This is a genomic window from Bacillus sp. LR_5 (assembly GCF_042709275.1).
Genome location: NZ_JAVAXX010000123.1, coordinates 1 through 17,929 on the forward strand (window position 1 = coordinate 1; position 17,929 = coordinate 17,929).

General features: G+C 44.3%; 15 protein-coding genes. 9 read left to right on the plus strand and 6 right to left on the minus strand.

Annotated elements, in window-relative coordinates; all coding sequences use genetic code 11:
* Positions 1 to 70 precede the first annotated feature (70 nt).
* From glgB to glgP, 5 genes are read left to right on the plus strand one after another with little or no spacing between them, the layout of a single operon-like run.
* Positions 71 to 1,954, plus strand: a complete 1,884-nt coding sequence (gene glgB / locus RAC86_RS21435; RefSeq protein ID WP_377886012.1) for a 1,4-alpha-glucan branching enzyme — start codon at positions 71 to 73, stop codon at positions 1,952 to 1,954.
* Positions 1,951 to 3,093, plus strand: coding sequence for a glucose-1-phosphate adenylyltransferase (locus tag RAC86_RS21440; protein ID WP_003229018.1), 1,143 nt, complete (start codon positions 1,951 to 1,953; stop codon positions 3,091 to 3,093). The genes glgB and RAC86_RS21440 overlap by 4 nt, the downstream gene beginning before the upstream one ends.
* A 23-nt stretch (positions 3,094 to 3,116) precedes the next feature.
* Entirely contained in the window at positions 3,117 to 4,148 is a 1,032-nt protein-coding gene (gene glgD / locus RAC86_RS21445; protein ID WP_213414530.1) for a glucose-1-phosphate adenylyltransferase subunit GlgD, read from the plus strand.
* Entirely contained in the window at positions 4,145 to 5,599 is a 1,455-nt protein-coding gene (gene glgA, locus RAC86_RS21450; protein ID WP_377886007.1) for a glycogen synthase GlgA, read from the plus strand. The genes glgD and glgA overlap by 4 nt, the downstream gene beginning before the upstream one ends.
* Positions 5,586 to 7,982 carry a glycogen phosphorylase GlgP gene (glgP, locus tag RAC86_RS21455; protein WP_172861254.1) on the plus strand — a complete coding sequence of 799 codons (2,397 nt, stop codon included), beginning with the start codon at positions 5,586 to 5,588 and terminating at the stop codon, positions 7,980 to 7,982. Before glgA ends, glgP begins: the two co-directional genes overlap by 14 nt.
* A 30-nt stretch (positions 7,983 to 8,012) precedes the next feature.
* Here the strand turns inward: glgP and RAC86_RS21460 are convergent, their stop codons facing one another.
* Complete coding sequence (locus tag RAC86_RS21460) at positions 8,013 to 8,480, minus strand: TspO/MBR family protein (RefSeq protein WP_080529711.1); 468 nt, start codon at positions 8,478 to 8,480, stop codon at positions 8,013 to 8,015.
* A 79-nt stretch (positions 8,481 to 8,559) separates the two neighbouring features.
* A complete protein-coding gene (gene cotI, locus RAC86_RS21465) occupies positions 8,560 to 9,633 on the minus strand; it encodes a spore coat kinase CotI (RefSeq protein WP_377886008.1) in 1,074 nt (357 codons plus the stop codon).
* Between the two features lie 189 nt (positions 9,634 to 9,822).
* Here cotI and cotSA point away from each other — a divergent pair, with 189 nt between their 5' ends.
* Genes cotSA through RAC86_RS21480 form a run of 3 tightly spaced genes read left to right on the plus strand, consistent with a single transcriptional unit; the run spans position 9,823 to position 12,459 of the window.
* A complete protein-coding gene (gene cotSA, locus RAC86_RS21470) occupies positions 9,823 to 10,956 on the plus strand; it encodes a spore coat protein CotSA (RefSeq protein WP_003229028.1) in 1,134 nt (377 codons plus the stop codon).
* 14 nt (positions 10,957 to 10,970) lie between these two features.
* The gene (gene cotS / locus RAC86_RS21475; protein WP_017695429.1) at positions 10,971 to 12,026 is read left to right on the plus strand and encodes a spore coat putative kinase CotS; all 1,056 of its coding nucleotides are present in this window, start codon (positions 10,971 to 10,973) and stop codon (positions 12,024 to 12,026) included.
* A gap of 1 nt (position 12,027) precedes the next feature.
* Positions 12,028 to 12,459, plus strand: coding sequence for a hypothetical protein (locus tag RAC86_RS21480; protein ID WP_241495644.1), 432 nt, complete (start codon positions 12,028 to 12,030; stop codon positions 12,457 to 12,459).
* Positions 12,460 to 12,532: 73 nt separating this feature from the next.
* On the opposite strand, the gene RAC86_RS21485 is transcribed toward RAC86_RS21480, so the two are convergent.
* From RAC86_RS21485 to RAC86_RS21495, 3 genes are read right to left on the minus strand one after another with little or no spacing between them, the layout of a single operon-like run.
* A complete protein-coding gene (locus RAC86_RS21485) occupies positions 12,533 to 13,756 on the minus strand; it encodes a glycosyltransferase family 4 protein (RefSeq protein WP_076458306.1) in 1,224 nt (407 codons plus the stop codon).
* Between the two features lie 2 nt (positions 13,757 to 13,758).
* Positions 13,759 to 14,709 carry an NAD-dependent epimerase/dehydratase family protein gene (locus RAC86_RS21490; RefSeq protein WP_377886009.1) on the minus strand — a complete coding sequence of 317 codons (951 nt, stop codon included), beginning with the start codon at positions 14,707 to 14,709 and terminating at the stop codon, positions 13,759 to 13,761.
* On the minus strand, positions 14,706 to 15,992 hold the full coding sequence (locus tag RAC86_RS21495) for a UDP-glucose dehydrogenase family protein (RefSeq protein ID WP_377886010.1): 1,287 nt from the start codon (positions 15,990 to 15,992) through the stop codon (positions 14,706 to 14,708). The genes RAC86_RS21490 and RAC86_RS21495 overlap by 4 nt, the downstream gene beginning before the upstream one ends.
* Positions 15,993 to 16,163: 171 nt before the next feature.
* On the opposite strand from RAC86_RS21495, the gene RAC86_RS21500 reads away from it, so the two are divergent.
* Complete coding sequence (locus RAC86_RS21500; protein WP_377886011.1) at positions 16,164 to 16,982, plus strand: UTP--glucose-1-phosphate uridylyltransferase; 819 nt, start codon at positions 16,164 to 16,166, stop codon at positions 16,980 to 16,982.
* 8 nt (positions 16,983 to 16,990) lie between these two features.
* Here the strand turns inward: RAC86_RS21500 and RAC86_RS21505 are convergent, their stop codons facing one another.
* Positions 16,991 to 17,710 carry a yteA family sporulation protein gene (locus tag RAC86_RS21505; protein ID WP_029318305.1) on the minus strand — a complete coding sequence of 240 codons (720 nt, stop codon included), beginning with the start codon at positions 17,708 to 17,710 and terminating at the stop codon, positions 16,991 to 16,993.
* Positions 17,711 to 17,929: the final 219 nt, after the last annotated feature.

A 17,929-nucleotide genomic window follows, 5' to 3' on the forward strand; every position in this document is an offset into this window, starting at 1 on the left:
AAAGGGCTTTTTTTTATTTCTTCGAATAAATACTATAAATGAAAACTATGATGTCAGAAAGGATGATTACATGGCCGCTGCCAGCCCGACAGCACATGATGTTTATCTTTTTCACGAAGGCAGTCTGTTTAAAAGCTATCAGCTGTTTGGCTCGCATTACCGCGAGCTGAATGGCAAAAGCGGATATGAATTCTGTGTGTGGGCACCTCATGCGTCGGAAGTACGAGTGGCTGGAGATTTTAACAGCTGGTCTGGAGAAGAGCATGTGATGCACAGAGTGAATGATAGTGGTATTTGGACGTTATTTATTCCAGGTTTAGGAGAAAAGGAACGATATAAATATGAAATCGTGACGAATAACGGTGAGATCAGGCTGAAGGCAGATCCATACGCTATTTATTCAGAAGTCAGACCAAACACAGCGTCATTTACTTACGATTTGGAAGGGTACAGCTGGCAAGATCAAAAATGGCAAAAGAAACAGAAGGCTAAGACGCTGTATGAAAAACCTGTTTTCATTTATGAACTGCATCTTGGGTCTTGGAAGAAGCATTCTGATGGCAGGCATTATTCCTATAAAGAATTAAGTCAGACGCTTATCCCTTATATCAAGGAGCATGGGTTTACCCATATTGAACTGCTTCCGGTGTATGAGCATCCATATGATCGTTCATGGGGGTACCAAGGAACGGGGTATTACAGCCCGACAAGCAGGTTTGGCACGCCGCATGATCTGATGAAGTTTGTTGATGAATGTCATCAACAAAATATCGGAGTCATTTTGGATTGGGTCCCCGGACATTTTTGTAAAGATGCACATGGCCTTTATATGTTTGATGGAGAACCGCTTTATGAATACAAAGAAGAACGTGATCGGGAGAACTGGTTATGGGGCACGGCAAACTTTGACCTGGGGAAACCGGAAGTTCATAGTTTTTTAATTTCGAATGCGTTGTACTGGGCGGAATTCTATCATATAGATGGATTTAGGGTTGATGCAGTGGCTAATATCCTGTATTGGCCAAATCAGGATGAACGCCACACGAATCCATATGCTGTTGATTTTTTAAAAAAACTCAATCAAACCATGAGAGAGGCTTATCCACATGTGATGATGATTGCGGAAGATTCTACAGAATGGCCTCAAGTGACAGGTGCCGTTGAGGAAGGGGGGCTTGGTTTTCATTATAAATGGAATATGGGATGGATGAATGACGTACTGAAATACATGGAGACGCCGCCCGAAGAAAGGCGGCATTGTCATCAGCTTATCTCTTTTTCATTACTGTATGCGTTTAGTGAACATTTTGTATTGCCGTTTTCTCATGATGAAGTCGTATACGGAAAAAAATCACTTCTTAATAAAATGCCTGGCGACTACTGGCAGAAATTTGCCCAGTATCGGCTTTTGCTGGGCTATATGACAGTGCATCCCGGAAAGAAATTGATCTTTATGGGATCAGAGTTTGCCCAATTTGATGAATGGAAAGATACAGAACAGCTTGATTGGTTTTTGGACTCCTTCCCCATGCATCAGAAAGCCAGCGTTTTTACGCAAGATCTTCTCCGCTTTTACCAAAAAAGCAAAATCCTTTATGAGCATGACCATCGTGCACAATCGTTTGAATGGATTGATGTCCATAATGACGAACAATCAATCTTTTCTTTTATTCGTTATGGCAAAAAGCACGGTGAGGCGCTTGTCATCATTTGTAATTTTACACCCGTGGTCTATTATCAATATGATGTTGGAGTTCCTTTTTTTACTCAATACATTGAAGTGCTTAACAGTGACAGTGAAACATATGGAGGCTCAGGGCAAATCAACAAAAAGCCATTATCGGCCAAAAAGGGAGCACTTCATCATAAACCGTGTTATATCACGATGACCATCCCCCCTTACGGTATCTCGATTTTACGGGCGGTTAAAAAAAGAGGAGAGATAAAAAGATGAAAAAACAATGTGTAGCCATGCTCCTTGCCGGCGGGAAGGGCAGCCGTCTCAGCGGATTAACAAAAAATATGGCCAAACCGGCTGTATCTTTCGGGGGAAAATACAGGATTATTGATTTTACCCTAAGCAACTGTTCTAATTCGGGCATAGACACAGTCGGGATTTTAACGCAATATCAGCCGCTTGAGCTGAATTCCTATATTGGGATCGGCAGTGCATGGGACCTGGATAGATATAATGGCGGCGTGACGGTTTTACCCCCTTATGCCGAGTCATCAGAAGTCAAGTGGTATAAAGGGACGGCAAGCGCCATTTATGAAAATCTCAATTATTTGAATCAGTATGATCCTGAGTATGTACTGATTTTATCAGGAGATCACATATACAAGATGGACTACGGCAAAATGCTTGATTATCACATTGAAAAGAAAGCAGATGTGACCATCTCTGTCATCGAAGTGGGCTGGGAGGAAGCAAGCCGGTTCGGCATCATGAAGGCCAATCCAGATGGGACGATCACACATTTTGATGAAAAGCCCAAATTCCCTAAGAGCAATCTTGCCTCAATGGGAATTTATATATTCAATTGGCCGCTTTTGAAACAGTATCTTGAGATGGACGATCAAAACCCTTATTCTAGCCACGACTTCGGCAAAGACATTATTCCTCTGCTTTTGGAAGAGAAAAAGAAGCTTTCTGCTTATCCGTTCAAGGGATATTGGAAGGATGTCGGAACGGTGCAGAGCTTGTGGGAAGCCAATATGGATTTGTTAAAAGAGGACTCGGAGCTGAAGCTGTTTGAACGCAAATGGAAAATTTACTCCGTCAATCCAAATCAGCCTCCGCAATTTATTTCATCTGATGCGCAGGTTCAAGATTCGCTTGTGAACGAAGGTTGTGTTGTATATGGAAATGTGTCTCACTCCGTTCTTTTTCAAGGTGTGACTGTTGGTAAGCATACGACTGTTACATCATCCGTCATAATGCCGGATGTGACGATTGGGGAGCATGTAGTCATTGAAAATGCCATTGTTCCTAATGGGATGGTGCTGCCGGATGGCGCAGTGATTCGCTCCGAAAAAGACATTGAAGAGGTGCTGCTCGTTTCAGAGGAATTTGTAGAAAAAGAATTGATTTAATTACTGAAGAGGGGGCAGAGTCAGTGTTCAATAATCAAATGTTAGGTGTTATAGATGAAACCACATATAAGCATTCTCTTCAGGATTTAACAGCAAAGCGGTCGCTCGGGGCGATCCCTTTTGCCGGCAGGTACCGACTGATTGATTTTATGCTTTCCAACATGGTGAATGCGGATATTAGGAGTGTTGCAATTTTTCCGAAGTATCGTTACCGTTCGCTCATGGATCACCTTGGGGCGGGTAAGGAATGGGATTTGCACCGGAAAAAGGACGGCCTCTTTTTTTTCCCGTCTCCCCATCTTCATCACGAATACGATGAATTCGGTTCCTTTCGCCAGTTTTCGGACCATCTAGATTACTTCCACAGAAGCACTCAGCAATATGCTGTAATCTCCAACAGCCATACCGTATGCAACATTCAATTTCAATATGTGCTGAAACGCCATCAGGAGGTTGGCTGCGACGTCACCGAGGTATTTCAGGACGGCCAGTCGCTGCAAATCTATATCATGTCAACAACGCTTTTAAAGGATCTGATCTACGGACATAGCGAAAAAGGCTATAAAACCATTCAGGAGGCTGTTGAAAAGGAATCTTCCGCCCTGACCATTTGCCCTTATGAATATTCAGGTTATGCCGCTGTCATTGATTCGGTGGAAAAATATTATACCCACAGTATGGAGCTCATTCAGCCTCGTTTTTGGCAGCAGGTGTTTTTGCCGCAGCAGCCTATCTATACAAAAGTGAAGGATGAGCCGCCTACGAAATACGGAAAGCACAGCACTGTCAAAAATTCTTTGGTGGCAAACGGCTGTGTGCTTGAAGGAGAGGTTGAAAACTGCATTTTGTTCAGGGCGGTCCATGTCGGAAAGGGTACGAAGCTGAAAAACTGTATTATTATGCAAAAAACGCAGATTGGCGAGGATTGTCTTCTTGAGCAGGTCATTTCGGATAAGGACGTTAAAATCGGCAAGGCGACGGAAGCTGTAGGAACAGCTGAGCAGCCGCTTGTATTAAGAAAAGGTTTGGTGCAAGGAGAGCTGATGAATTCTTGAAGATATTATTTGCTGTGTCTGAATGCACCCCATTTGTGAAATCAGGAGGTCTTGCCGATGTAGCAGGCGCTCTTCCGAAGGCGCTTGCGCGATTAGGCAATGAAGTATATGTGATGCTGCCGAAGTACAGCCAAATACCTGAACCGTGGAAAAAGCGTATGAAAAAAAAGGCTGAGTGTACGGTAGCTGTCGGCTGGCGTCAGCAATATTGCGGAATTGAACATATGGCCGAAGACGATGTGAATTATTACTTCATCGACAATGAGTACTATTTCAACAGGGATTCGTTGTACGGGCATTATGATGACGGTGAGCGGTTTGCCTTTTTTTCAAGAGCTGTGCTGGAGGCTGCCAAAGTTGTGAATGTTCCAGCCGATATTGTTCATACTCACGATTGGCATACAGCGATGGTCAATTATTTGCTGAAAGAGGAGTACAGAAAACATCCTTTTTATGAACGGATGAAAAGCGTGCTCACGATCCACAACCTGCAGTTTCAAGGCATATTCCCTCCTGATGTCACACATGACTTGCTGGGTCTTGAGATGGATCATTTTCATTATGAAAGGTTAGAATGCAACGGATTTGTTAATTTTATGAAAGCGGGCATCATTGCGGCTGATCATGTGACAACTGTGAGCCCCACTTACAGAAATGAAATCATGACGCCGTATTATGGTGAGCAGTTGGAACAGGTTTTGCAATATAGGGAAGATGATGTAACCGGCATATTAAATGGCATTGATGATACGTTCTATCAGCCGAAAAGCGATCCTTATATAGAGGCGCAATACGATTCAGGGGATCTTGCATGCAAGTTGGAAAACAAAACGAAGCTTCAGCGGCGGATGGGGCTTCCAGAGAAAAACGATATTCCGTTGATCAGTATGGTGACAAGGCTCACTAAACAAAAGGGGCTTGATCTTGTCCGCAGAATTATGCACGAACTTCTTGAGGAGCAAGACATACAGCTGGTTGTGCTAGGCACAGGAGAACGTGAATTTGAAGATTATTTCCGGTATGCAGAATTTGCTTTTCATGAGAAGTGCCGGGCTTATATCGGGTTTGATGAGCCGCTAGCCCATCAAATTTATGCGGGCTCTGATATGTTTTTGATGCCGTCGAAATTTGAGCCGTGCGGTTTGGGGCAGCTCATTGCTCTTCAATATGGCGCCATTCCGATTGTCAGGGAAACGGGCGGTCTTTACGACACTGTCCGTGCCTATCAGGAGGAAGAGGGAACGGGCAATGGCTTTACGTTTTCCGCCTTTAATGCGCATGATCTGAAATTTACGATAGAAAGGGCGCTGTCGTTTTATCGCCAACAGGATGTATGGAAGAGCATCGTGAAGACCGCTATGAATGCAGATTACAGCTGGGGGAAGTCGGCTAAAGAGTATCAGCGTATTTTCGAGCAGGTGACAAGGAGTGGACGGGATGTTCTCGAGTAAAGAACGCTTTGCAGACTTATTTTTAAAGCGTCTGGAAATGACGTGCGGAAAAAGCTTTAAAGATTCTGCCAAGCTGGATCAATATAAAACGTTGGGCAATATGGTCAGAGAGTATATCAGCGCTGATTGGATCGAGACGAATGAAAAAAGCAGATCAAATTCCGGGAAGCAGACATATTATTTATCAATCGAATTTCTGCTCGGTCAGCTCCTTGAGCAAAACTTAATGAATCTTGGTGTTCGTGATGTTGTAGAAGCTGGTTTAAAGGAAATCGGCATCAATTTAGAGGAAATCCTGCAGATAGAGAACGATGCAGGTCTCGGCAACGGCGGGCTTGGCCGCTTGGCCGCTTGCTTTTTAGATTCTCTTGCTTCGTTGAACCTGCCGGGGCATGGGATGGGCATACGCTATAAGCATGGTTTGTTTGAGCAAAAAATTGTAGACGGGCATCAGGTGGAGCTGCCTGAGCAATGGCTGAAAAACGGGAACGTATGGGAAGTAAGGAATGCGGATCAAGCAGTGGACGTGCCGTTTTGGGGCGAAGTCCATATGACAGAAAAAAGCGGGCGCCTGCATTTTCGCCACGAACAAGCGACAATTGTTACCGCTGTTCCTTATGATATCCCGATTATCGGCTATGAAACGGGCACTGTCAACACGTTAAGGCTTTGGAACGCCGAGCCCTATGCCCATTATCACGGCGGTAATATTTTGTCTTATAAGCGAGAAACAGAAGCGGTTTCTGAATTCTTATATCCCGATGACACCCATGATGAGGGAAAAATTTTACGGCTGAAGCAGCAGTATTTTTTAGTATGCGCAAGCTTAAAAAGCATTGTGAACAATTACCGTAAAACACATAAATCTTTATCCGGCCTGCATAAAAAAGTGAGCATTCATATTAATGACACTCACCCTGCGCTTGCGGTGCCTGAGCTGATGCGGATTTTGCTCGATGAAGAGAACATGAGCTGGGAAGAAGCTTGGCATATCACTGTACATACGATTTCTTATACAAATCATACAACATTGTCAGAAGCGCTCGAGAAATGGCCGATTCATTTGTTTAAGCCGCTGCTCCCGCGAATGTACATGATTATTGAAGAGATCAATGAGAGGTTTTGCCGCGCAGTTTGGGAAAAGTATCCGGGAGACTGGAAAAGGATAGAGAACATGGCGATTACAGCGCATGGTGTTGTCAAAATGGCTCATCTGGCCATAGTAGGCAGCTACAGTGTAAATGGCGTTGCAAAAATACATTCCGATATATTAAAGGAAAGGGAGATGCGCGACTTTCACTTGCTGTTTCCGAATCGTTTTAACAATAAGACGAATGGAATTGCCCACAGGCGCTGGCTGTTAAAAGCGAATCCAGGCTTGTCTGCCATCATTACAGAGGCGATCGGCGATGAATGGGTCAAACAGCCGGAATCACTGATCCGTTTAGAACCGTACGCCACTGACCCTGCATTTATTGAACAGTTTCAAAACAACAAAAGCAAGAAAAAACAAGAGCTTGCCGATTTGATTTTTTGCACGGCCGGGGTGGTTGTGAACCCTGAGAGCATATTCGACGTACAGGTGAAACGGCTTCATGCATATAAACGGCAGCTGTTGAATGTTCTTCACATTATGTATCTGTATAACCGCCTCAAGGAGGATTCGGGGTTTTCAATCTACCCGCAAACCTTTATTTTCGGGGCAAAGGCTTCACCAAGCTATTATTATGCTAAGAAAATCATTAAGCTGATCCATTCTGTCGCAGAAAAAGTCAATTATGATCCGGCGGTCAAACAGCTGATCAAAGTTGTTTTTTTAGAAAATTATAGAGTTTCTATGGCTGAGCGAATTTTTCCGGCATCAGACGTAAGTGAGCAAATTTCAACTGCAAGCAAGGAAGCGTCTGGTACAGGGAATATGAAGTTTATGATGAACGGGGCTTTGACGATCGGCACGCATGACGGCGCAAATATCGAGATCCTTGAGCGGGTGGGTCCTGACTGTATTTATACGTTCGGCTTAAAGGCGGATGAGGTTCTATCATATCAGGAAAACGGCGGCTATAGATCGAGGGAATATTATCAGCATGACAGGAGAATCAGGCAAGTAGCGGATCAGCTGATCAATGGTTTTTTTGAAGGAGAAGCAGATGAATTTGAATCGATCTTTGACTCGCTGCTTCCGCATAATGATGAGTATTTTGTGCTGAAGGATTTCAGCTCATATGCAGATGCGCAGGAGCGAATTCAAGCTGATTATCGAGAGCGAAGGAAATGGTCTGAGCGTTCGATTGTAAACATTGCTCATTCAGGATATTTCTCCAGCGACCGCACGATCCGGGAATATGCGAAGGACATTTGGGGCATCAAGCCGATGATGTGAAAAAGCCGCTGTATAAGCGGCTTTTTTTGTTCACAGATTCATTGAATTGATTGTAAAGGATAAGAACGTCGCAAATGCACTCCATAAAAAATAAGGCAAAAGAAGATAGCTTGCGGTTCTGCTGTATTTTTTGGCAATGATCAGTAATATGATTGCTGTGATGGCGACAAGCAGGCAGTCAAGCGATGCAGCCAGCAGATTTTTTTGCGTAAACTGAAAATAGCTGAAGGCTTGATTCAGCACGTAATTTATCAAAAGTGTAAACCAAAAGCTTTTCGCACCTTTAAATGAAAACGCAGCATATACTATGGCTGCTGAAAGGGAGATCAGGGCAAACAGGATGGCCCAAATGATGCCGATCGCAGTTCCGCTTGGCGTCCAGTCCGGTTTTTTCAATGAATTGTACCATTCTTGGTCCACAGGAAACAGGTAGCCTGCGGCTGAAAACAGCGCATATGTAATCACAAAAACGGCTAAAGCGCCGACAATCTTTTTCATATTTGCAACCTCCGCATGTATTTATTTACCCTTTATCTTATAAAGATCAAACCCCCGATATGCGGGGGAAATGATGGTCTTAAATAAGCAGCTGCAATGCGTTTGCTTTAATGCGTTCATATTCAAAAGCTGATTCTAATTCTTCCTTCGGTAAAGCAGACTTGCGGACGTATTTTTCGCGAATGACATCATAAAGCTCGTAAGGAAACAGCATATCAATAAACATGACTTGTTTTTGTTCTTCAGTTAATGGGGCTCTGGATTCGTATGCGTTCAGCATGACATGAAATGTTTCTTCATCCCAAACGCCCGTCGTATCCAAAAGCGGAATAATCATTTTGCGCAAATCGCGAATAGGCAGATCAAATGAAACGGTATCTAAGTCAATGACCCAAATCTGTTCATTTTCCCCTAAGAGTGTATTTCCGGTTCCGTAATCCTGGTGGCAAAGGTTAGGGCTTTTTTTCAGCTGTTCAGTCCATGGAACATAGGTCGACTGCAAAAGCCGGTCTTTGATGCGCAGCCCGTCTTCAATAAAGCCATCTATCTCCTGAAGATAAAGCTGTGAGAAAGGATCTTCTTTTTCCGCCTCCGCCATCAGCTTCCACGTTTCCATCTGTTTGCATCGTTTCGTGTAGTGATTCGGCCAGCGACCTAATTTGGTAAATACGGGAACGCCATTTGGCGGCTGATATCCGACGGAAGCTGTATGAAAATCAGCAAGGCCTTTCATGATAAACTCCAAGTCCTGCTTTACAGTCAGCTCAAACGGCCTTCCTTCGATCCAGTCATATACGACAAATAGAAATGAGCCGTGCTTGGAATATAGGCTGCCTTTTTTGTTTGGGAGTATGCCAGGAACATTCATGCCTTTTTTTGCTAAATAGTCCTGCGCGAAAATGGAAAACAACGCTTTCTTTTCTGGCCTGTGTATTCGTTTTAGACAAACCGCGCCGGAGTCTGTGTGGACCTTCCAGACAAGCGCCATCTGGTTTCCCTGAATGACGTCTATTTTTTCAGCCTGCACATCCCATCCTTGAAGCACATTTTCAGCCAGCTCCGTTAATTTTTTTGCATCTTCTGCTGATAAAGGAAGCTCTGATGAATTCCCCTCCTCAATGACTTCATGGTTTTCTGCCATTAAAGGACACATCCTTACCTGTTTTACTCCTACCTTATGAATCAAAAGGAAAAAATGATTGAGTTATTTGACTATATTTAATAGATGAATCTGGTTGTTTACCCGTTTTGTTTTTAGGGCAGTCCCATTCCGCACAAGTTGGTTGTTCAGCCGTATCATGATTCTAACTAGTTAAAAATCATGCAGGAATGGAGGCTATGTATGAAAATAGCACTGATCGCCACAGAGAAGCTTCCTGTCCCATCGGTTCGAGGAGGCGCCATTCAAATCTACCTAGAAGCGGTTGCCCCTTTAATTGCCAAAAAACATGAGGTGACTGTGTTTTCTATTAAAGATCCGAATCTCGCTGATAGAGAGAAGGTAGACGGTGTCCATTATGTGCATTTGGATGAAGACCGTTATGAAGAAGCCGTTGGAGCAGAGCTGAAAAAGAGCCGTTTTGATCTTGTGCATGTTTGTAATCGCCCAAGCTGGGTTCCGAAATTGAAGAAACAGGCGCCGGATGCTGTTTTTATTTTAAGCGTTCACAATGAAATGTTCGCTTACGATAAAATCAGCCAGGCGGAAGGCGAGATTTGCATCGACTCCGTAGCGCAGATTGTTACGGTCAGCGATTATATCGGACAGACGATCACAAGCCGTTTTCCGTCAGCACGATCAAAAACAAAAACGGTGTATTCTGGTGTGGATTTAAAAACGTACCACCCTCGCTGGACGAATGAAGGGCAGCGGGCTCGCGAAGAGATGCGTAGCGAGCTGGGGCTTCACGGCAAAAAAATCGTCTTGTTTGTCGGCCGGCTTAGCAAAGTCAAAGGCCCGCACATATTATTGCAAGCTTTGCCGGACATCATTGAGGAGCACCCCGATGTCATGATGGTGTTTATCGGGTCAAAATGGTTCGGAGATAATGAATTAAATAACTATGTCAAACATCTTCATACCCTTGGTGCGATGCAAAAGGATCATGTCACATTTATTCAATTTGTGAAGCCAAAGGACATTCCGCGCCTTTATACCATGTCAGATGTATTTGTATGCTCTTCGCAATGGCAGGAGCCTTTAGCAAGGGTGCATTATGAAGCGATGGCTGCGGGACTTCCTATTATTACAAGCAATCGGGGAGGCAATCCAGAGGTCATAGAGGAAGGGAAAAACGGCTACATCATTCATGACTTTGAAAATCCTAAACAATATGCCGAACGTATCAATGATTTGCTGAGCAGCTCGGAAAAGCGGGAACGGCTTGGGAAATACAGCCGCCGTGAGGCAGAAAGCAATTTTGGCTGGCAGAGGGTGGCTGAAAATCTGCTCAGCGTCTATGAAAAGAACAGATAGAAGGGGTGAACAGAGTGTACCAAAAAGAGCATGAAGAACAGATTGTGTCCGAAATTCTCAGTTATTATCCGTTTCATATCGACCATGTGGCGCTGAAATCGAACAAAAGCGGGCGCAAAATCTGGGAAGTCGAAACTGATCATGGCCCAAAGCTGCTAAAAGAAGCGCAAATGAAACCGGAGCGGATGCTTTTTATCACTCAGGCACACGCCCATTTACAAGAGAAAGGGCTGCCGATAGCGCCGATTCATCAAACAAAAAATGGCGGGAGCTGCTTGGGCACGGATCAGGTTTCTTACAGCTTATATGACAAAGTGACAGGAAAAGAAATGATTTACTATGATGCAGAGCAAATGAAAAAAGTCATGTCATTTGCCGGCCATTTTCATCATGCCTCAAAAGGATATGTTTGCACAGATGAAAGCAAGAAGAGAAGCAGGCTGGGAAAATGGCACAAATTGTACCGATGGAAGCTGCAGGAACTTGAAGGGAATATGCAGATCGCGGCATCCTATCCTGATGACGTATTTTCGCAAACTTTCTTAAAACATGCTGATAAAATGCTGGCAAGAGGAAAAGAAGCTCTTCAGGCGCTTGATGACTCAGAATACGAAACCTGGACAAAAGAAACGCTCGAGCATGGCGGATTCTGTTTTCAGGATTTTACATTGGCACGTTTGACAGAGATCGAAGGGGAGCCTTTTTTAAAGGAGCTTCACTCGATTACCTACGATTTGCCGTCAAGAGACCTTCGTATTCTGCTGAATAAAGTGATGGTTAAGCTTTCTGTATGGGATACTGATTTCATGGTTGCACTGCTTGCGTCCTACGACGCAGTGTATCCACTCACAGAAAAACAGTACGAGGTACTTTGGATTGATCTCGCGTTTCCGCATTTGTTCTGTGCAATCGGGCACAAATATTATTTGAAGCAAAAGAAAACGTGGTCAGATGAGAAGTATAACTGGGCGTTGCAAAACATGATTTCTGTTGAAGAATCTAAAGATTCGTTTTTGGATAAACTGCCGGAACTGTATAAAAAGATAAAAGCGTATCGGGAGGCGAATTGACATGAGGTCATCGAGACAAAAAGCCTCTATTTCTAAACTGGATCTCGACCAATTCGTATTTACACCGCCTGGACCGATGGGATGGCAGGCTCATGACTCAACCTCAGCTGAGAAGGAAGAAGAGGAGAAGCATTTAGATGTGGGCAGCATTCGAGAGCTCCCTCACATCAATGCACCGAAAGAATATCAAGAAGAAACGAAGGAAAAGGAAACAGATCACAAAATCGTCGATGATGAAGAAGAAACGAAATTCGAAACCACTCTGGAGCCTGAGGAGGAGCGTGATTCGAAACGCTCAGTGTCCCCATATGAAGAAGAGGAGGAAGATGAAGAACCAGACTTAGCGGAAGAAGCTAAAGTGGAAATCATCATTCTTCCAAGTGAATCTAAACCAGCTCCATGGTTTTCTCAAACCGTAAAGCGCAAGGCATAAAGTCACATTTATGCCTTTTTTCATGTTTTCTGCAGCAAAAAAACAGCCCGTTTTGCAACACGAGCTGTAGGTTTTATGTTTTTGCTTTCACAAAAAGCTGATTGATAGATGATAAATCAAAATTTTGCGTCAGAAAAGGCGGCGGAAATTGTTTGTTTTTCGGAGTGAGAACGGATTGGTAAACAGTATTGAGCCTTTTGGCCGCATGGGTAAAGGTAAATAAAGCTTCTACATGCTGTCGGGCGTTTTTTGTCATTTTGCTCATTAATTCTTGATCTGTAAAGGCTCTGTCAATTGCTTTTGCAAATGAAGAAGGTTTGTTGTATCTGTCGATGACAAGGCCGGTGACTTCGTCTTTTACGACTTCACCGTTTCCGCCCCGATTTGTGGTAATTAAGGGCGTGCCGGCCGCCATTGCTTCATAATTCACACGGGCGAGGGGTTCGTTCCACTGAGAGCTGCACACAAATACATCTGCCATCAGAAAAAGGTTTGGGATGTCGTCTGCGGGAATGAATTTTGTAAAGATTATGTGGTCTCTGTATGGCAGCGCCAGCGTGCGCAGATAGGTGACATATTGGTTTTCGCTGTCATCGCTGAACCACTTCCCGCCTGCTATGACCAATACAGCATCAGGGTGCTGCTGCAAAATCCTTCTCATGCTGTGAATGAGAAGGTGAGGTCCTTTTGTTGGGCTTAAGCGGCCGGCGAATAAAATAACTTTTTTATCTTCAATACCGTATTTTTTCCGGTATGTTTTTCTGACAGCCGAGCCTTTCATCGTCCAGACGGGCGGATAAGAGTTTAAATCAACGCCGGAATACACAACTTTTGTGATGTCCTCGGCTTCAGGGAAACGTTCAATGACGGTTTGTTTAATAAATTCGCTCACAGTTGTGATCATGGAGACATTGTCGAGTACTTCTTTTCCTTGCGCGAAGGTCATCTTTTTTTCAGAAAACATTTCGTTATGCAGGCTCAGAACGATCTTGCTGTTTGGTGAGGCTTTTTTATATAAAGAGACATTTAAAGGCCTGTTGAACACATGAATGAGGTCAAAGGAAGAGGCTCGCAGCTCTTCGGCTACCGCCTCGCGGTAATGTTCTTTTGGCAGATGGATATAATGTACGCCGTCTTTTGTTTCTCTTTTTGGAAGCGCTGGATCTTCTATTGAAAAAATGGTCAGGTCGTACCTGCTGCTGAAATAGGGCGTGACACCGTCAATCATCATTTGAATAGCGCCGCCGCGTACTGCGGGCGCCGGCAGCTTTTCTGTACAGATAAAGGCAAGCTTCATTTTTATTCCCCCTGATACAGCGACGATAAATAGGCGATTTCGTTGGTCAAGCCATCCTTTAAGGATGTGGCGGGATCATAATGCAAGAGCTGTTTTGCTTTTGAAATATCCGCCCACGTGTTGCTCGGTTCCCCTGCTATTTTGTCCGAAAAGTGCAGTGTTGCTTTTCTCCCGGAAATATCCTCAATGAGGGAGACAACTTTTAAGACTGAGGCACGCTCTGCGCCGCCGATATTTACTGTTTCACCAATAAGGTGGGGTTTCCCAAGAACAGCGGTGATGCCTTTGACACAGTCGCTGATATAAGTGAAATCTCTTGACTGCTGCCCATCACCGAAGATGGTAAGCGGCTTTTGCTGAAGGTGCTGCTTAATGAGCCGGTGAAAAGCCATATCCGGCCGCTGTCTTGGCCCGTATACGGTAAAAAAACGGAGAATCACAATTGGAATGCCAAAGCTCTGTTTATACACATGGCAAAGCTTTTCTCCCGTAAGCTTTGTTACCCCGTACGGAGATAAAGGAGAAAGCGACGTGTTTTCGCTGACTTTTCCTTGTTTTTCGCCATAGACGGAAGAGGTGGATGCAAAGACGAACGTTTGAATAGAATGTTCCCGGCACGCCTCGAGGAGCCTTTGGAGCGCTTGGATATTATGTGCGGCATATGGGTGAAAATGATTGCCCCAGCTTGAGCGGACACCCGGTATGGCCGCCAAATGAAAGATGACGTCCACTCCTTCCAGTAAGGGAGTAAGATCCGCTGTCAGCAGATTTTCCTTTATGAACGTAAATCGCTTTTCCGGCAGCAGGTTTTTAAGGTTTTTTAGTTTCATGGAAAATGGAGTAGGACCGATAAAGTCATCGATTCCGATAATGTTATGTTTCTTATCTTTTAGTAATTCTTCGCAGAGGTGGGAGCCGATAAAGCCCGCTGCTCCTGTGACGAGTATTTTCATGGACGGCCAACTCCCGTACAGATCAGGCCGCAAGCCTCGATCAGTTCTTTTTTCAGTACGTTGCGCCCGTCTATCACAAGACGCCCTTTCATGATATCTGCAGCCTTTTTCCAATCAAACGCTAAAAACTCAGGCCATTCTGTCGCCAAAAATAAAAAGTCGCTTTTTTCGATCGCATCAAAAGCTTGAGAATGCTGAGTTACATGTTGCCGCAAATGTTCTGGAAGTACAGCTTCAGGATCATATGCATGAACATCACATCCCAGCTCCGCCAGCCTTTCCATCAGTCTGACAGCCTGAGAATTCCTGATGTCATCGGTATTCGGTTTGAAGGAAATGCCGAGTACAGCCGCTTTCTTGCCTTGAAGTGTTTCGAAGAATGACTGTATTTTTTTGATATATAGGCCGAGCTGGGTGTCATTAATGTGCTGCACGGCCCGGAGCAGGAAGGTCTCCGTGTTTTTTTCCTGGGCAGCAAATTGCAGCGCCTGCAGATCCTTTGGAAAACAAGAGCCTCCGTATCCGATGCCTGCCTGCAAAAAGTGCTTTCCGATCCTTGGGTCTAGACCGATAGCGCGGGAAATATCTGAGATATCTGATTGATAGGCTTCACATATGCGGGCCATTTCGTTAATGAACGAAATTTTGGCCGCTAAAAAGAAATTGTTGGCATATTTGATCAGCTCCGCTCCCGCTAAGCTTGTAACGATAAAAGGGGTATCAATGTGTTTGTAAATGGATTTGACGATGGCTGCCGATACGTGATCTTCTTCCTGAACACCGATGACTGTTTTGTCAGGATGCAGCATGTCATATAAGGCATTGCCTTCCCGCAGAAACTCCGGATTGGATACGATATTAAAGAGGTTTTTAGACACTCCGGAGGCAATCAGCTGTTTTGCTATGTTTTCATTTGTCCCGGGCGGAACAGTGCTTTTCGTAATAATGGTTTTATACGATCGGATTGCCTCGCTTAAATCACCGATGACGGACTGCAGGGCTTTCGTATCAGCTGATCCGTCCGAACGCGGCGGAGTTCCGACTGCGATAAAAATAACGGGACATTCCTCCATGCTCGATTTCACTTCAGAAGAAAACGAGAGATTGCCGCAACGAAGTATTGCATCTGAAAGCCCAGGCTCGTAAAAGGGAATGACTCCTTTTTTCAGCTGCCCGATTTTTTTGACGTCTTTGTCTGTGCATATCATGTCATGTCCGATGGATGCCAGTGCCGCTGATAGGGTTAAACCGACATACCCGGCGCCAACCACACAAATTTTCATCACCTGAGCTCCTTTACAAGATTACTGGTCATATATCAATATCCTATTAAAAAAGGGCTGGTTCGTGATTCCGCTTTCTGCCCAGTTGCTTCCGCCTAATTTCAGATGTACAAACATCGGGATGCGCTCTTGGAATATCATGTAATAAACATGAGCTGAGGGGAAAATACCATGATAAAAAAAGCGATCATTCCTGCAGGCGGATTCGGCACGAGAAATCTACCGGTGACGAAGGTGATTCCGAAAGAAATGTTTCCAGTAGGATCTAAGCCTGTGATTCATTATCTTGTTGAAGAATTAAAGGAGTCAGGCATTGAGGACATTTTGATGGTTGTATCGAGCCATAAAAATCTGATTGTCGACTATTTTGATTCCTCTTTGGCACTTGAGGCTTTTTTGGCCTCTAAGAATAAACTGCATTTGCTTAGAGAGCATCCCATTCCGGATATACGGATTCACTATGTGCGGCAGCCTTATGCAAAGGGTCTTGGCGACGCCATTTCTTTCGGAAAGCAATTTGCAGGCGGAGAGCCTTTTGCCGTCGTTTTGCCAGATGATCTGATTTTTTCCGCCAATCAGCCGGCTTTGGGGCAGCTGATTGAAGCATATACGAAATATCAGTCCAGTGTAATCGGCTTAAAAGAAACAAAAACGGAGGATTTACATCATTACGGGGTGATAAAAGGGGAGCCTGTTGAAAAAGGGCTTTATCGCATACAGGATATTGTGGAAAAGCCTAAACAAAACCCTCCGTCTCATTTTGCCGCAGCAGGGCGTTATATTTTCACACCGGATATTTTTAATGAGCTGGAGGCATTAGAATTTGATAGCGGAGGAGAAGTGCAGGTAACGGATGCGATAAAAGCTTCGCTCGGGGCATGTACCGTATACGGGAAATTGCTAGAGGGCGAGCGGTATGACATCGGCCTGCAAAAGGATTATCTGAAGCTGATTTACGATATGCTGAAAACGGAAAAGAACCCCCAATAATTGGGGGTTCAATCAGCGTGGAGATCGCCGAATGTGGTCATGATTCCCTCTTCGTCAAGTTCTTCTTCATAGCGCTCATGGGCTCTGCTTTGATAAACGGTAATTTCTTTTCCAGTGATATCTGTAGCGATGAAATTTTCGTAAGACTCCGTATTGCCGATATTCTCTTCGGCATTCATCGTCATATCATCATAGCTGAGCGGAGGGTTTTCCATATCCTGCGGCGTTTGTGAGTTACCATATTTTTCGACATCCTGATAGGAATCCTCACTGTCATATGGCGCTCTGATTTCTTCATCATCATCAAACTCAAATTGCCCGAATGGTGTTTCTTCTTCAATCGGACGGTCTTTGGAAACCACGTCCTGTGACGAATACTCCGCGAGGGTTGTGGCAGTCGGAAGCACTTCAAGTCGTTCGAAAGGGATTTCCTTTCCGCTGACTTCACAAATGCCATACGTACCATTTTCTATCGCCTTCAATGAATGCTCAATGTCCCGAAGGTGCTCTCGCTCATGCAAGTCTAGAGCGATGTCTTTCTCACGCTCGTAAAGTTCTGTCGCCTGATCGCCGGGATGGTTGTCGTATGCCGAAAGCTCACCCCACGAATCATAAGGAAAGGCTGAGTTAAGCTGAAAATGATCATTGTCTTTGAAACGGTTTAAGATATCTTTTTTCGTTTGTTCCAGTTCATTTTTTAAATGCTGAAGCTGTTCTTTCGTAAGCAATGTGATCGCCTCGTTTCTCTGTGATGCATACCTTTAGTATGAACAGATCGCCTGAGAACTTTCATAAATGGCGGGTGGAGGAATATAGGAGGTTTTCCTTTTATGGTAAGCGGATACAACCTTTGCTATCAGTGGAGAAAGAAATTTAAGCTTTGTTTCTTTTTCATTTCTGCAATTAGGTTTATAATAGGTAAGGCAGGCCATTTGGACTGCATGATC

What these genes read in the sequence shown, in the direction of transcription:
- glgB (WP_377886012.1), top strand. Translation starts at nt 71, where the DNA reads ATGGCCGCTGCCAGCCCGACAGCACATGATGTTTATCTTTTTCACGAA.
- RAC86_RS21440 (WP_003229018.1), top strand. Translation starts at nt 1,951, where the DNA reads ATGAAAAAACAATGTGTAGCCATGCTCCTTGCCGGCGGGAAGGGCAGC.
- glgP (WP_172861254.1), top strand. Translation starts at nt 5,586, where the DNA reads ATGTTCTCGAGTAAAGAACGCTTTGCAGACTTATTTTTAAAGCGTCTG.
- RAC86_RS21460 (WP_080529711.1), bottom strand. Translation starts at nt 8,480, where the DNA reads ATGAAAAAGATTGTCGGCGCTTTAGCCGTTTTTGTGATTACATATGCG.
- cotI (WP_377886008.1), bottom strand. Translation starts at nt 9,633, where the DNA reads ATGTGTCCTTTAATGGCAGAAAACCATGAAGTCATTGAGGAGGGGAAT.
- cotSA (WP_003229028.1), top strand. Translation starts at nt 9,823, where the DNA reads ATGAAAATAGCACTGATCGCCACAGAGAAGCTTCCTGTCCCATCGGTT.
- RAC86_RS21480 (WP_241495644.1), top strand. Translation starts at nt 12,028, where the DNA reads ATGAGGTCATCGAGACAAAAAGCCTCTATTTCTAAACTGGATCTCGAC.
- RAC86_RS21485 (WP_076458306.1), bottom strand. Translation starts at nt 13,756, where the DNA reads ATGAAGCTTGCCTTTATCTGTACAGAAAAGCTGCCGGCGCCCGCAGTA.
- RAC86_RS21490 (WP_377886009.1), bottom strand. Translation starts at nt 14,709, where the DNA reads ATGAAAATACTCGTCACAGGAGCAGCGGGCTTTATCGGCTCCCACCTC.
- RAC86_RS21495 (WP_377886010.1), bottom strand. Translation starts at nt 15,992, where the DNA reads ATGAAAATTTGTGTGGTTGGCGCCGGGTATGTCGGTTTAACCCTATCA.
- RAC86_RS21500 (WP_377886011.1), top strand. Translation starts at nt 16,164, where the DNA reads ATGATAAAAAAAGCGATCATTCCTGCAGGCGGATTCGGCACGAGAAAT.